Raw genomic sequence first — 519 nt, forward strand, 5'->3', positions numbered from 1 at the left:
GGAAGGGGTTTGCCGCGCTTCTGGATCACGGAACCGCGGGTGGTAACGACATCCACAGAGCGTCGAGGCGATCATATTACGTCAGGTGCAATGAAACTGGCACGAAGTACTACTGTGAAAGAAAAGCCTGCGCACCAGATTACAACCCAAAATTCTTAGTCAATGCACTGCGTGTCGACTCGGACGCCCCAACCAAAGACGAGTGGGGATGCCAGATTCCGAGAGAACACTATGGATACACGGAGTTTATGTATAGAGACAGCTCAGTAAGACTTCCGGACGGCAAATTATGGGAAGGCTGGACCGGGATGTCAGAAGGAGAATACAGAGACATCAAGAAGGACATAGCGGATTTCCTGGATACGTTCGAATTCGGTCCGGATGACGTTCCGGTCTCAGACATACCCAGAACACCCTGGCCGAACGTGACCGTTCCGAGGCCATAGGAGTTAACGTCTCCCCCGTCCTTCAGGGAAGGGAAGACGTTAAGAACAGTGGGCTTTTGTTGAACGTGAGCAA

At 52.0% G+C, this 519-nt stretch carries 1 protein-coding gene; it reads left to right on the forward strand.

Annotation, left to right across the window (positions count from 1 at the left end):
- Positions 1 to 446 (forward strand): hypothetical protein (locus tag E1297_RS49510; RefSeq protein ID WP_209015543.1); only part of this gene is annotated, 446 nt, incomplete at its 5' end.
- Positions 447 to 519: the final 73 nt, after the last annotated feature.

It is taken from the genome of Roseibium sp. RKSG952, assembly GCF_009711355.1.